This is a genomic window from Methylobacter sp. (genome assembly GCF_004322395.1).
Classification (GTDB): domain Bacteria; phylum Pseudomonadota; class Gammaproteobacteria; order Methylococcales; family Methylomonadaceae; genus Methylobacter_A.
The window spans coordinates 1-13,465 of the sequence record NZ_SCTW01000131.1 but is presented as its reverse complement, the minus strand read 5'-3'; the positions used below and the strand labels follow the sequence as shown (position 1 = coordinate 13,465).

Here is a 13,465-nt window from a genome sequence, read left to right as displayed (position 1 = left end):
GATATGAGCCGGATGAAGCGAGAGTTTCACGTCCGGTTCTGTGAGAGCCTCAAGGGGCAGTTCCTTTGGGCTACTCGACCTTGCTCACTCGCATACGTCCAAGTGAAGCATGGCGGTTTCAAAATCGCTTTCGTCATCGGGGTTTTTCATCATGGCGGATTTTAAAATTTTTAGTTTGTCTTCCGTCGGTTTGAGGCGTTTGTTAATGGCATCGAGATCGGGGCTTAAGGCTTGTAGTTTGGCTTGGTCGTGATGCTGGTGGGCTATCAGAAGTTCCTTCTTGATTCTAATTTTTTCGCATTGCTCCGTATGCGATTGCTTCATCAAATCAATGGCGGCTTCCACGTCCTTGCTGATGGCGGCAACCGATGCGGAGAAAAAAAATCCAATGGCGACGGCAAAAGTAAAAAACAACTGTTTGTGCAACACAGCCTTCTTGTGAAACACAGGATCTTGCAAATCTTTACTGCGTGGAATAACAAACACTTTAGATTCGGCATTTTTATATTTCATAGTGATTTCCCTTGCTTCAACATTAAAGCTGAGTTGAGCAGCTTGTCTGCTCAAACGAAACTTATGCCCTTTGGGTATAAGGATTTTTTCATGATCAACTGCCCAGATTGGCTAGTGGCTAACGATGATGACTTGCTCGCTAGGGGCGATGGCACTTCACCATGGCAATTGTTGGCCTTTAAAATTAAGAAAACTGCCACTGTTTTCCAAATCAAAACTTTCATTAAGTTCCGCATCCTTTTCAACTTGGGAGTGGCGGATTGTATTCATTTATATTGGTTTTAACCCAATTTGGATGCAAAATCAACACGGCGACTTGCTGCAGATAGAGTCCATAGGATGTGCTGACGACAGATCGTAGCTTCGAAGTCCCGGATTCCGCAACGCTTCATCCAGGCTACTTGCTGCGACGTATTCAACCACAACCTGGAAACAGTACCCAGACTGTACAAACAAGCCCGCCCCGGCGTCGACTACCAAGGTTCGCTGGACCTATTAAAACAATTCCACCAAGCCCAACCGCAAGTTCCGACCAAATCCGGCCTAATGCTCGGCGTCGGCGAACAGCCGGAAGAAGTTCATCAAGTCATGAAAGATTTATTAGCCCACGGCTGCTCAATGCTGACCATAGGCCAATACCTGCAACCCAGCAAAGCCCATTTGCCGGTGCAAAGCTATATCACGCCCGAACAGTTCGATGAATACGGCACAGTTGCCAAAGCTTTAGGGTTTAAACAAGTCGCCAGCGCGCCGATGGTTCGATCTTCGTACCATGCTGATCTTCAGGCTCAGGGAGTAATGCCCGACTAAATATTTGATGATGCTAAAAATCGCAGTTGAGCATTCCCGAATCCCGTTCGTCCTGAGCTTGTCGAAGGATGATCGGGATTCGGGAATGCTCACAAAATGGGCGGGGGGCTATTGAGCGTTACGGTGGATTTTTTGCTATACCCAAATCCACGCTCATCGAATTAAGTCTTACGATGAATTTTCAAGCGCTGGATAGTTTCACGGGCATCTTGTACACGCCCAGCCGAAATATCATCCATCCCTTTGCCAGCTTCGTCGATCAGCAGCAAATGAATACGGTCACGCTCCAGTTGGCGATAATAATCAAGACGACTCACGCCAATCAATGCGACATAGCTTTCGCCATCTTTGGTAATAATCTTCTCGGCACCCGCTCTCACTTGCTCAGCCAGTTCAAAAAGATTGGCGAGAGCTTGAGAGAACGGCACCACATCGCTTGCGGAAATCTTCATAACGGACATCCTACTATTTTTAGGATTATGCGACCTCTTTATAACGGCCGCCTGTTACATACCTATATAACGTCTTAGGTTCTATATCCACCCGGCCGTCATTAAATTCCAGGCATCCCCATTCTGGATCGATACGGGCAGTATTTAAAGCGTCCAGAGAAACATGCTGCCCGATCAAATCGGCTAGATCAGCCTCTTTGACCTCGCCATTTTCAAAAGTCAGCAAAAAACGGTAACCGTCGTAATGTTCAAAATGCTTAAGTTTCATTTTCTTTACTCCAAAGGGGCAATAGTATGAAATTTTTGAATATCCCCATCTCGATTAATTCATCCTGGTGCAGTTCCGTCCATTCCCTGACCAACTGGCGGCACTTTTTGGGTAAACTTCCGTCTATGATATTCAGATTTATCAACTCCATCACCGCCTCATGCTCACCATACTTGATATGAATATGGCGCGGCGGATGCTCACGGTCAATCAAAAACATCCTGATGAGAATTCCGTAAAATCGACAAATGTCTGGCACTTTCAATTCCTACAAACACTGCTTCAAGATGTTTTGCTTTTACTGAACGCTTCGTCAACAACTTTTGTGCAAGGTGAAGCCTATTTCATGGACTGATATTTCATTAATGCGTTATTGTATGATGAGGTCTTAGAGCGGATTCGCCTTTAGATACTTTACAGCATTATTACCTTGCGCTCTTGCGCAATTACCGTTTAGTAATTTTTGGACCGACATAAACCACATACAAAGACTCGTCCGACCGCACAGGCCAAGAAAAATGGATGCGTATTTTTGGTGTGTTCACCTTACCATGCCAAGAACAAAATAAAAATTTGCCATCTAATTCGGGATGCTTAAAAGTCAACTCGGCGTTAAATTCGTTTTTTTCCGATGATGAAGAATCAGTAAACCAAGCTTCATTACCTGTGAAATGATTCTGATAAATTTGATCTCCCTCTTCTGTCCTCACGCCATTACCATCAAAACAACACTTGAATCGATTTAAAGTTTCTAACAGAGTAAGTATTTGACGTGAAGCACTTGGAACAAAAGGATGTCCATAGAGAAGTTCAAAGCTATCGATAGAAAATGTCAGATCAGTAAAACGTTTTCTTGCAACCTCCTCTAATTGCTTCCACGATGAAATTGGTGCGGATGCTGCTCGTAGACTGGATTTCAGTTCCTCCTCTTCCCAATAGTTAACAACAGCAAAACTTCGAATTTTGCCATCACTAACCCAATCGACAGTTATGGGTGAAAATTCCCATGAAGATGGCGTCATGCTTATAAGGTGACGTTGAACTCCATGATGAGAACAGAAAGCAGCCTCGCCTACCGCAGTTTCTGTGACAATCTCCCCATTACATTCCAAATAATCATCGGGGCTATGAAGCCGAGACTCTTCCCAAAAAGGCCCATGTCTTGTAAGCCATTGCATAATGGCTTGCTGCTTATTCCTTTCAAAAGCCTGAATAGCTTGGGGCATCGATAAATTTTGCGTCACTTGCGCACGAGCGATATTCTTGTGGCAATATAATTCATGACCAAATTGTTTTGCGATCACACGCATAGCCATTACCCGATCAATTGCTCCTTGAAAAGTAGCAAGATCAGCAAACTGCCCCGCTATAGAGAGGTCGTTCACAAGTAGTTCCACGCTATTCTCCCCAACCGGCGAAATAGTTTGTGTCTTTATCGAATTGATCAAAAAAACCGTCCGGCCAAGTATCGATATTGCCGGAATTATCTATTGAAGGACTGGTGATCTGAGCTATTTCCTCCGAACGCGACCTAAAAAAATGAATGGCAATTTGTTCCGGCTTAATCCGTTCAGCCTTAACTGAACGGCGAATCCCGTTAAGAACATGGTCGCTGTGAGTTTCAACAATAACCTGAACCCCAGCCTGAGCGACATCAGCCAAAAACTGTCCCATGAGTGCCTGCCCAGCGGGGTGCAGATGAACTTCCGGATTTTCAATCAGAAGAATATCCCCTTTCACTGATGAAAGTGCTGCAATGACAATGGGTAAAACTTGAGTCAGGCCAAAGCCAACATGTATCGGACGATGAAAATCAGTATCCTCCGAATTGCGTAGCCCTAGAGTCACTGCATTTGCTTGCGGAACCTGTTGTACCGATAGAGCGCAGCCAGGAAAGAACATTCGCATACGCTCTTCAACCTGGCGCAACAATGTATTTGCAACTTCAGGAATCACAATCTCTTTAAGAACAGGATTGTCCCGCCCCCAATGTAGTACGCTAACTGCATGTTCACCGGCAGGCCCTACAACGGAAGCAATCTGACGATCCTCAAGGGCATAAACTTCTCTAGGTCCTATTCGTTCAGCAGTAATATAGGTAAGGCCACATAAACGTTCAGCCAACGATGACTTAATTCCGTTTTCATTGGGAGGAAGAAGATAACGCAAAGATTTCGGCTGTTCATTTGACGCTTGACCAACACTAACACAATCAACGGCCATGGACATTTCGGACCGTTCTCCAAAAAAATGCCACCAATAACTTTGTTCGTGATCTATCAAACCGATTCCGAATGTTCTTCTACCATGCACTTTATCGATTACGTCAGACACAGTACCTAATTTGATGGAATCTCCATTCAGCATCAATCGTGTCGACCATTCGTGCTCACGTATGGTTTGATGCAGTAACACAAGTGATTGAATAACCGATGATTTGCCAGAGGCATTAGTGCCAGACAATAATGTTAACTCGGCTAGCGGGAGCTTAAGTTGCTTAAAGCATTTGAAGTATTGAAGATCAAGACGAGTGAGCATTAAAGACCTCCGCAAACATTTCTTGGGTTACTTTGAAACGATACTTCACCCGATCAGGACTGTTTGGGCCATAAGTAATCGCCCAGACGAATTTCTCTTCTTTAATCAACGCATAAAAACGATGCTTAAGTTCTTCAGCGTGATTAACAACCTGTTCATGAGAAAATTGCGCAAGTCCTATAATCATGACATCCCATAGAGACGCGTTTAGAACCCCACGGCGATCTTGTCTCGGAGAATGCTTACGAAAAGAATGTTCGCCAAAAAGAGAGTAATTGTTTTGTAGCGAGCTTTGAAATTCATTGGATAGTTTGATTAGAGCCTCGTCATCCAAGCTATTCATTTTTTTTAGCGCTAATGCAAGCCATTCATCCATATCTTTATAGGAATCAAGAGACAATAATCGAAATGCACAAAATCGATTAACAAATTCCCTGTCGCGCATCGATTGAATGTTAAGACTGCCTCCGGTTACCGATTTGAAAAGCGTTGTCGCTGCCTCCTCCTTAAGAAATTTAGTCGCTTTACCATTGAACAAACAGTTGCGCATTTGCTGACGACTCAGCGCAATCCCACCATTAACTCGTTCGAAAATATCCAAACGTGCTCGCTCAGGTACTTTCGCATCAATGACATACAGTATTAAATTACAGTCTTCGATACGGTTTTGAAACTTAGGCGAAAGGTCTTTAAATACTTTTTTATCCAGTTCAGATTGATTGGGCAGTTTTAATTTGAGTTCGTTATTCACAAAGCGATTAAAGGTTGATAACCGCTGTAAGCCGTCCACAACAATCATTCGACCGTGATCATCTTCCCCAAGATAGAACACGGGTAATGGAATCCGCATCAGCACTGATTCGATAAGCTTACTCTGTTTATCATCAGGCCATATAAAATCACGCTGAAAGTCTGGATCCATAACAAAAGCACCAGCCTTGATTCGACGCAGCACATCATGAACTGTTCGTGTCTCATTTCTGATCAACAGAGTGTCGATCGGGTAATCACCCAATGAGGCATCTTCATCTTTATCAAGACCTTCAATTTCCTCGCTGTCAGTGTTTATGTCTTCAGTGTTCATTTTTAAATTCTCATTTACTAAGTTTTAGACTTAAATTATGGCTTTTAATTTCTGATGATTGTTATTCAGCTACGGATTCATTGGACCCATTTATGAACTTTTAAATGAGCCTTCAACTCGGCCAAAGCAGCTTTAAATAATGACTTCCAAGCCCTTTTTCTGCACCAAATGCAGCAGCTTGAGCGCGATTCCAGTCGGTCTTTTCTGGCCGATTTCCCACTTTTGCACGGTTGATACGCTGGTGTTTAACAACGCGGCAAATACCGCTTGGCTTACGTGCGAAGCCTCGCGGATTTGTTTGATTTCCTCCGGCCGCAATTGCTCTATCGGCGGCAGGCACATCCGGTCAAATTCCCGCATCGTGACTTGATCCATAACACCGGCATTATGAAGCCCCTTGGCTGTTTCATGAACGGCGTCAAGTATCGCTGACTTTGTTTTTCTCATTACAATTTACCTCTATCAATTCATTTGCACTCTGCGCTATTTCAATGGCTTGCGGCGAGAGCGATAACAGGTGCGCGGCAAGATTTTTCAAAGCCTCTTCCTCGTCTTTGTCGATGTTGCTACGGGCATTTTTTGAGAAACCGAAGACAAAAATCCATCGGCTTCCCTTGTTGGTAGCAACAAGGGTCCGAAAGCCGCTGCTTTTGCCTTGACCTTGGCGTGCAACCCGCTTTTTAAAAAGCCCGCCACCTAAATCAGCTTCAAAAAGGCCATCGCTCATTTCACGTACAGCCTTGCAAAGTGCCTGTGTGCTTAAGCCCTGCTTTTTTGCCCAACGATCAAACCAATGAGTTTTATAGATTGCCACACCGCCCTCTTTTTTGATTATTTATAGCACTTAGTGCTATGCATAACAAGCCAAAAATTAGCACCAGAACTTCGACTGATTGTAATCGGCGTTGTAAGTTGATTGGCGGTTTGCTATTTCGAAATGGCTCTTTCCGAACTTTCAAAGCCCCAACGCATCCAGCTCATCCAACAATTGCGCTGCCCGCTTGGGATTGCCGCGCAATTGCGCTGCCAGGAATCGCTGCTTCGCTTCCTCTTCCGCCAAGGCTTGTATGGATAACTCAAACATCAGCTTGTTTAAACTAATGCCGCGCGCTTTGGCAATGTCCTTGAGTCTTTCCGCCATATCATCGGGTAATCGGATGGATATAGTTGTCATGATCTTAGTAACCTCGCTATCTGTTCCAGTGTAATGACTTCATAACCCAAGCACTTAAGTCCAGCATATTATTGATAGCCAAAACCTAATTTTCCGCAAACAATCTCGGAAACAAAAACTCAACCGACTCACTGCCAAAATGCAACGATACCGGCCCTTTAGGCGTTTCAGACTTTAATATTCCGTCATTGATCAAGCTTGAAAGAACCATGCGGGCACTGCGCTCTTTCAAGCCGGTAACGCGTTCGGCATCGCCTCTTGGCATCTCGCCCTGAATCAGCACTCTTTCCAAAATATAAAAAGCCTCCGGTTTTAAGGCCCGGCTTTCCACGTAGGCTTTAAGACGCCCGGCCAATCGGTCGAATTCGAATAGGCCCGCCATAAAACCCACCTGGTCAAGGCATATCTCTAAAAACCAGCGAATGAATTCAATCAATGCCTTTTGGGATAAATTCCCACGGCCGTCCAAATCGCCTTGTCTCGGCATATCGGCATAATCCATTTTGTTTTTGTAATCCTGCCGGCTTTCCAGGCCGCGAGCGAGTCCGCGCGATACCGACCAAAGCCCTGATGCGCCAATGCCGGCTGCCAATCCCATTGCATGACTCATTAACCGGCTGACGCGACCGTTGCCGTCCGGAAATGGATGAATATAGGCCAGGCGATGATGCGATGCGGCCATGGCGATAATCCGCTCGCCCTTGCCCATATTAGCCAAGCGATAGCGTTGCTCGAAATAACGCATAAACTCGGCGACACGGTCACTGCTGGGCGGAAGATGCCTTCCGACCGAAACATTGTGTTCGGGCAAGGAACGGAACGCCCCCGGCTCCATTCGAAAACCATGATCCCCATTGTCTACCCAAAGCATAGCTTCCGGGGCATCACGGTAAAATTCACGGTGCAACCGGCATAAGAACTCGGTCGATGCCGGTTCCGGCATATTCCCTGCCGCATAGAGCCGGTCAATCGTCTGTTGTACGCTGACATGGGCACGCGCTTCGATTTGAAAGTTACGGCGCACTTGATCTTTTTCCAGGTCATCCGCCAAGGCCCGTTCAATATCCCTTGGTTTGGTATGATGTCCTTCGATAAGGTTCGAGTAATAGCAATTCATAATCCGAACCAGCTCAGCCAGACTGGCGGCTGTACGCGGATGTAATCGGCCGCCGAGTCTTTCCGACGACGCTGTTAGATTCGCGATCAGGTCTGTAATTGCAATCGGGATGTTTTCAAGCAGGCAGGGCTCGATTCGGTAAGGTGTTTCGATAGATAGTGGCATGCCGATCTTATAATTACGCAAGATGTTGTTTTTATAAGATGAAGTATACTATTTTCTGCGGATTTTGCCGATTTTCTTGCCGATTATAGAGCTTAACCTAGCCTTTTGTTTTAATTAATGTTTATTGATTAATTGCATATGATGCGTGCCGATTTCAATTGATGTCGCCATGCAAAGCTCGCGCACCTTTTTATAGACAACCCACCTTCGTGCCCCTCAATACCGGTCTTTGAATAAGTTGTTCTGCTTGATATGCAGGACAAGTACTACCTAGCCGGAAGCAGCTTATGCACGGTTTAAGGATTTCCGCTACCGCCCGACACGCCATACACCTGCCCGCTGGCGTAACTGGATTCTTGTGAAGCCAGCGTTACATAAACAGCGGCGAGCTCTGCCGGTTGGCCGGGGCGTCCCATCGGCGTATTTTCACCGAAACTCTCCAAAGCACTTGGCGGTTGGCCTCCGCTGACCTGAAGCGGCGTCCAGACCGGCCCGGGCGCGACTGCGTTGACGCGGATGCCTTTCTCGCCAAGCTGCTTAGCGAGGGATTTAGTAAACGACACGATTGCCGCTTTGGTCTGGGCGTAGTCGAGCAGGTTCTCGGACGGATTATAAGCCTGAACCGATGAGGTGTTGATGATGCTCGCACCTGCGGTGAAATGCGGCAGCGCGGCTTTAGTGATCCAAAACATTGCGTAGAGATTGGTCTTAAAAGTCGCATCGAACTGCTCGGTGGTAAGATCAAGGATCGAATTGACGGAATGCTGTTTAGCCGCATTGTTGACCAGAATATCGAGGCCGCCGAGTTCGCGCACCGCATCGGCGACCAGTTGCTTGCAAAAGTTTTCGTCGCGTATATCGCCCGGAAGCGCGACTGCTTTGCGCTCTGCCTCACGTATCAGCTGGATCACCTCAATAGCATCCGGCTCTTCGGCGGGCAAATAGTTAATCGCGACATCGGCTCCCTCGCGAGCATAGGCAATAGCTGCCGCACGCCCGATGCCGGAGTCGCCGCCGGTGATCAACGCCTTACGGCCTGCAAGCCGTCCGTTGCCCTCGTAACTTGTCTCGCCATGGTCCGGGCGCGGAGTCATTTTGCCTGCAAGACCGGGCCAATCCTGAGATTGCCGCCGGAAAGGCGGCCTCGGATACTGAGTCACCGGATTCTGTTTGGCCGTTTGGTCGAGCGTCTGCCGCGAGTTCCCTTGCTGCCCGAGAACCGGCGTTGCAGAAGCTGCGATAATACCTGTAGCCATACCGCCGACGAACCGGCGTCGTGAGCATAGGTTAGTATGCTCACGTTCGATGTCATTGGGTTTAATGTCTGGTTTCATAGTTTGATCTCCTGGCGTTAAACCTTCCAGGTTTTTAAAACCTGGAAGGTTTGCTTTTAGACTCAAGCTGCTTTCCGGCGAGCAGCTTGCGCGCCCGGCTTGAGTTCGACCTTGACCCAACCTGGTTGCCGTGTGTCGAATGCCTTGTAAGCGTCGAGCACGTTCGTCAAAGGTTCGCATTGCGTCAGAACTTTTTCAGGATCGACCGTGTTGTTTTTCACGAGATCAATAAGATGCGGTATGTAGTGCCGGTGATTGGCGTTGCCCATCCGCATCGTCAGGTTTTTACTCATCGCCTTGCCGATGGGGAACGACTGAGCAGTTGGCGGATAGACGCCGATGATCGAGAGCGTGCCAGCCTTTGCCAAACCCTCGACCGCCCATCTTAAGGCTTGCGACGGCGCATCGCCCGGTACCCAGTTGGCGCCTTGGGGATGCTGCTCCGGCGCGACTTGCTGAAGCTCCCGCTCGAACTGCTCTTTGTCCTGCTTAGCCACCGGTGCAGCATGCCCGGTCACAGCATCAACTCCGACAGCATCTATTGCGCGATCGGCTCCTATACCGCCAGTCATTCGCTTGATGACTTCGGTCGGGTCTTCCTCATCGAAATTGATAATCTCCGCACCTTGCGCCTGAGCCATATTAAGACGCGATGCTTCACGGTCAATCGCAAAGATACGCCCAGCCCCCATTAACTTCGCGCTGGTAATCGTAAACTGCCCGACAGGACCGCAACCGAAGATTGCCACCGTGTCGCCGTCCTCGATCTCGGCCAGTTCGGCACCGAAGTACCCGGTCGGGAAGATGTCGCTGCACATAATGGCCTGATCGTCGGTGACCTCTTCAGGCAGCTTGACCAGCCCGGCGTGTGCAAACGGGATACGGGCATATTCGGCTTGCAAACCCTGAATAGGTCCCGATGCCTTGGGCCCGCCGAAAAATGACGTGCCCGCACTTGGGCCATTCGGATTAGTATTGTCGCACTGCGCTTGATAGCCCGCACGGCAGTAAGAACAATATCCGCAGCAGATCGTCGAAGGGATTACAACCCGGTCTCCCGGCCGCAAGTTGCGCACATCCTTGCCAACCTCTTCGACGATGCCGACGCCTTCATGACCGAGGATCGTGCCGGGCACCATGCCTGAGAACGTGCCCCGGATCATGTGCAAATCTGTACCGCAGATCGCCGATGAAGTCAGGCGTACAAGCGCATCCGTTCGGTCTTGTATTTTCGGTTCAGGAACGTCATCTAATCGTATGTCGCCGATGGCGTGAAACACTACTGCTTTCATATCTAATCTCCTTGTTTTTGCTGCCCCTTAGCGCCGTTCATTCAAGGCGATGGACATCAAAATTGAGTAACAGGGCGCTCAGGCTATCAAAGCAGATAAAAATATCTGTTCGTTATCCAACGTTTCGACACCAGCAACGCTGGGCTGGCACAAAACGATTGGCAAACTGCAAGCCGATTTTAAATCCAAGGGGAATAAAATAGCTTTACGTATTTTTAATCGTTCCTCTCACGACAACGCAATTGACATATTCGAATTATTCCCTAACATTGCAATATGGCTACGAAGCATCGCTTTCGCAACAAATACCGACTTGAGATAAGAGAAGACGACTCTCCGCCGGCGCATGCGCACTTGGTCGGAGGCAATTTTGATGTAGTGATTAACCTGGAGACCCTGAACTGCACCGGCACCTTCCCGCGCGGATTGCGCAAAGAGGTAATGGCGTGGGTTACGGAAAACCGTGATAAATTGATTGAGGAATGGAATAGTGGTATCAATGAAACGCCCCCGCTTAGCAGCGGTTGAACCTTTACCGAATTATCAGCTAAAGATGACCTTTATTAACGGCAGCGTAATGACTGTAGATAAAGGTGAAGCCATATTCGCCAAACCTGGCCTCTCGCCTCTGCGCGACCCGGATGCTTTCTCCAAAGTTCGGCTTACCAACAGCGTAGGTTGGACGGTTGAATGGACAGACCACGATATTCAAATCGGAGCCGATACTTTATGGCTGGAAGCTATGTATCAAGCCGCCGCCGACGAAGACACCCGTACTTTCCTAGCCTGGCGGCTGCGTAACGGCCTGTCGTTAGCCGAGGCGGCACGAGCATTGGGCATGACGACACGCACCATGAGCTCATACGGAACCGGCGCCCGTCCCGTTCCGCACCACATTGCCTTGGCCTGCAAGGGTTGGGAAGTCGAAAATCGTTAAAACTGGATTATGAAGCAGTTTTCGCTCAACAGACCGCCAATCAACCAATGCACTCAGCCTAAAACTTTCGAGTTTAACTATCATCCGGCGGACGGTCGGAGAACTAACGTTGAATATCCGATTCAGCAGGCGGCTACCGTTTACCTTGGTGTAGTAAATAATAGATGATAAATATTGACCTTTGTTTTCAGCAATTCTTCCAACCATTGAACTTATTGGATTTGAACATAAATTGTTTTAATGTAATGATGCAGAAATTATGGGTAAAACCACTACAACACGATGAGGCATGATAATGAAAATATTTAATTGTTTATGGTTTTTTGTATTGATGATTGTGACTAACAATTCGTGGGCTTACGGTAGCAGCAGTAGTTCAAAAGCCTGTGCCAAACCTGAATTTACCAATTTCGTTCCAGCTGAAAATACTGAAGTTGCTGCGGGGGCATCCTTTTCTTTTTCAGCTTCTGCAAACACCTTTCCCAATACCATCAAGGTTGCAGTAAAAGGAATGCCAACTGCACTCAAGGTTACTCCAAGAAATGAAGGGGGTTTTCAAGTAAGTGGAACGCTACCAAAATCCTTAAAAGGTGTATATGCCAGAATTGCGATTACTGCAGACGGTCAAAGTAATTGTAAGGGTAACGGCGGCTGGTTGATAAAAATTGCCGAATAAGTCTCAAAAGTCCCAGTATCAAAAATAGCCCTACTACCGCCTAAAGCCCGGCACACTGAATTTTCTTAACTCAATAACTACTAAAATTTATGAACTATTTGGAAAATGGGTGGCATTCAGAATAATCATCACTGATTATTCACCATTCACGCACTATACCATTATTGATGGATAGTAGACGTTGCCCACCGGCTTATCCAAAGGTAGAACCATTCCAGCCCCAAAAATTACCTGGACAGTTGCTAAACTCTATATAAACACGCTCCGCTGAAATCAGTAAGCTACTTGCCAACAATTGGGGGATGGAAGCCGAAAGCGACTTAGCTTGTTGAGTGCTGAGACCGATACTCTTACACTCAACATAAGCTAATGGTTCATTGCTGCCTCCAAATAGCATGTCTTTGCCGCCCTCCAGTTCAACCATAACATAACGCTCAGGTTTACCGGTTTCTTTGACAAGCAGCTGCGAAAATTGAGTTAATAGTTTTGGCGACTGTTCTTTGCTAATTGCAATATTGGTTGTTAATTTTAAATATGGCATAAAGTCCTCTTTAATTTATAACTGATAGTGTTACGAATAAACGCCGCTTCATTTTTGCGGATGCGGGTTATACCTGTGATAAATACAGGCATGGAGTCCAACGTTTGGGTATGCGCTGGTATGATAACAAACGCCAATCCGTCAATAACTTATCGTCCGGCCAGAAAAGCGCAACCGCAAACAGTCCTCGGTCGAGCCCGTGTTCCGGATTATCAAATAACAATTCGACTTTGAAAAGACCCGCTATGGCAGTCTGGAGAAAAATGCATCGCAGGTCAACTTGTCTCAGTGGGCTCGGCAAATCTTTACCTGCTCAGGCGGCAGCTGAGGGCAAAATGCGCCTGTTGTTCTTCAAAAACAACAGATTATTGAGTGCTGACAAACAGCGATTTTAAAAAATTAACTTGCCCGGCAGTTTATGGCTTGAATGCGATTTGTTCATTGCTTCCCTAGAAAAATAGCTCAATTTTGTTTGCCATTGACAGCCTTACCTCAACCGTTCAATATTGTCCATTATCATACCGATGATTAAAGAGTCTACGAGCGTCACACGACACGGGAATC

The 13,465-nt window shown here is 47.0% G+C and carries 16 protein-coding genes and 2 pseudogenes; 4 read left to right on the top strand and 14 right to left on the bottom strand.

All coding sequences use genetic code 11. The annotated features are described in order from the left end of the window. Positions 1-84: 84 nt before the first annotated feature. Complete coding sequence (locus EPO18_RS17315; protein WP_292435485.1) at positions 85-513, bottom strand: hypothetical protein; 429 nt, start codon at positions 511-513, stop codon at positions 85-87. 405 nt (positions 514-918) lie between these two features. On the opposite strand from EPO18_RS17315, the pseudogene EPO18_RS17310 reads away from it, so the two are divergent. Beyond that, positions 919-1,323: pseudogene (locus tag EPO18_RS17310) on the top strand (lipoyl synthase); the annotation flags it as partial. Positions 1,324-1,484: 161 nt separating this feature from the next. Here the strand turns inward: EPO18_RS17310 and EPO18_RS17305 are convergent. From EPO18_RS17305 to EPO18_RS20840, 12 genes and pseudogenes are all read right to left on the bottom strand, one after another. Continuing rightward, the gene (locus EPO18_RS17305; RefSeq protein ID WP_292435483.1) at positions 1,485-1,775 is read right to left on the bottom strand and encodes a type II toxin-antitoxin system Phd/YefM family antitoxin; all 291 of its coding nucleotides are present in this window, start codon (positions 1,773-1,775) and stop codon (positions 1,485-1,487) included. A gap of 25 nt (positions 1,776-1,800) precedes the next feature. Next, complete coding sequence (locus EPO18_RS17300; protein WP_292435482.1) at positions 1,801-2,043, bottom strand: DUF2442 domain-containing protein; 243 nt, start codon at positions 2,041-2,043, stop codon at positions 1,801-1,803. Next, on the bottom strand, positions 2,033-2,302 hold the full coding sequence (locus EPO18_RS17295) for a DUF4160 domain-containing protein (RefSeq protein WP_292435481.1): 270 nt from the start codon (positions 2,300-2,302) through the stop codon (positions 2,033-2,035). The genes EPO18_RS17300 and EPO18_RS17295 overlap by 11 nt, the downstream gene beginning before the upstream one ends. Before the next feature lie 187 nt (positions 2,303-2,489). Then, positions 2,490-3,440 (bottom strand): hypothetical protein, encoded by a 951-nt coding sequence (locus EPO18_RS17290; protein WP_292435480.1) that lies wholly within the window; start codon positions 3,438-3,440, stop codon positions 2,490-2,492. Between the two features lies 1 nt (position 3,441). Beyond that, positions 3,442-4,581, bottom strand: a complete 1,140-nt coding sequence (locus EPO18_RS17285; protein WP_292435477.1) for an AAA family ATPase — start codon at positions 4,579-4,581, stop codon at positions 3,442-3,444. After that, positions 4,565-5,665, bottom strand: coding sequence for a DUF262 domain-containing protein (locus EPO18_RS17280; protein ID WP_292435476.1), 1,101 nt, complete (start codon positions 5,663-5,665; stop codon positions 4,565-4,567). The genes EPO18_RS17285 and EPO18_RS17280 overlap by 17 nt, the downstream gene beginning before the upstream one ends. A 132-nt stretch (positions 5,666-5,797) precedes the next feature. After that, on the bottom strand, positions 5,798-6,112 hold the full coding sequence (locus EPO18_RS17275; RefSeq protein WP_292435475.1) for a helix-turn-helix domain-containing protein: 315 nt from the start codon (positions 6,110-6,112) through the stop codon (positions 5,798-5,800). Next, positions 6,084-6,479, bottom strand: coding sequence for a type II toxin-antitoxin system RelE/ParE family toxin (locus tag EPO18_RS17270; RefSeq protein WP_292435474.1), 396 nt, complete (start codon positions 6,477-6,479; stop codon positions 6,084-6,086). The genes EPO18_RS17275 and EPO18_RS17270 overlap by 29 nt, the downstream gene beginning before the upstream one ends. Positions 6,480-6,620: 141 nt before the next feature. Next, positions 6,621-6,839, bottom strand: coding sequence for a ribbon-helix-helix protein, CopG family (locus tag EPO18_RS17265; protein WP_292435473.1), 219 nt, complete (start codon positions 6,837-6,839; stop codon positions 6,621-6,623). An 85-nt stretch (positions 6,840-6,924) separates the two neighbouring features. Further along, on the bottom strand, positions 6,925-8,121 hold the full coding sequence (locus EPO18_RS17260) for a Fic family protein (RefSeq protein WP_292435471.1): 1,197 nt from the start codon (positions 8,119-8,121) through the stop codon (positions 6,925-6,927). Positions 8,122-8,417: 296 nt separating this feature from the next. Continuing rightward, positions 8,418-9,455: an SDR family oxidoreductase gene (locus tag EPO18_RS17255; RefSeq protein ID WP_292435469.1), complete on the bottom strand. Its 1,038-nt coding sequence runs from the start codon at positions 9,453-9,455 to the stop codon at positions 8,418-8,420. Positions 9,456-9,982: 527 nt separating this feature from the next. After that, positions 9,983-10,747: pseudogene (locus tag EPO18_RS20840) on the bottom strand (alcohol dehydrogenase catalytic domain-containing protein); the annotation flags it as partial. A gap of 276 nt (positions 10,748-11,023) precedes the next feature. Between EPO18_RS20840 and EPO18_RS17245 the strand changes: the two are divergent. The 3 genes from EPO18_RS17245 (at position 11,024) to EPO18_RS17235 (ending at position 12,360) form a co-directional block, all read left to right on the top strand. Continuing rightward, positions 11,024-11,275, top strand: coding sequence for a DUF4160 domain-containing protein (locus EPO18_RS17245; RefSeq protein WP_292435465.1), 252 nt, complete (start codon positions 11,024-11,026; stop codon positions 11,273-11,275). Beyond that, positions 11,247-11,684 carry a DUF2442 domain-containing protein gene (locus EPO18_RS17240; RefSeq protein ID WP_292435464.1) on the top strand — a complete coding sequence of 146 codons (438 nt, stop codon included), beginning with the start codon at positions 11,247-11,249 and terminating at the stop codon, positions 11,682-11,684. The genes EPO18_RS17245 and EPO18_RS17240 overlap by 29 nt, the downstream gene beginning before the upstream one ends. Before the next feature lie 295 nt (positions 11,685-11,979). Continuing rightward, positions 11,980-12,360: a hypothetical protein gene (locus EPO18_RS17235; RefSeq protein ID WP_292435461.1), complete on the top strand. Its 381-nt coding sequence runs from the start codon at positions 11,980-11,982 to the stop codon at positions 12,358-12,360. A 193-nt stretch (positions 12,361-12,553) separates the two neighbouring features. Here the strand turns inward: EPO18_RS17235 and EPO18_RS17230 are convergent, their stop codons facing one another. After that, positions 12,554-12,901: a phenylpyruvate tautomerase MIF-related protein gene (locus EPO18_RS17230; protein WP_292435458.1), complete on the bottom strand. Its 348-nt coding sequence runs from the start codon at positions 12,899-12,901 to the stop codon at positions 12,554-12,556. Between the last annotated feature and the right edge of the window lie 564 nt (positions 12,902-13,465).